Origin of the sequence: Streptomyces flaveolus, assembly GCF_000716535.1 — a bacterium.
GTDB classification, from domain to species: domain Bacteria; phylum Actinomycetota; class Actinomycetes; order Streptomycetales; family Streptomycetaceae; genus Streptomyces; species Streptomyces flaveolus_A.
This window is the reverse complement of the sequence record NZ_JNWV01000222.1, coordinates 1-205: the sequence shown is the minus strand read 5'-3', so window position 1 is coordinate 205 and position 205 is coordinate 1. Positions and strand designations below refer to the sequence as shown.

Sequence of the window (205 nt, the reverse complement as noted above, 5' to 3'; positions counted from 1 at the left end):
CGACGCCACCTTCGACCGCACCGCCCAGGCCTTCCACAACCCCGACTACGCCGCCATCGTCCTCTACAACTACCGCTGGCGCATCGGCCTGATCGAGGGCGAACCCCGCTACGACCGTTACGAGAAGCTCCTCGCCGCCCAGCCCCCCATCCACGTCCCCACCATCACCCTCGACCCGGCGCTCGACCCGTTCACCCCGCCCGGC

At 70.2% G+C, this 205-nt stretch carries 1 pseudogene; it reads left to right on the top strand.

Going from position 1 to position 205, the window contains the following annotated elements:
* A pseudogene (locus OO52_RS45935) lies at nt 1-205 on the top strand (alpha/beta hydrolase); the annotation flags it as partial.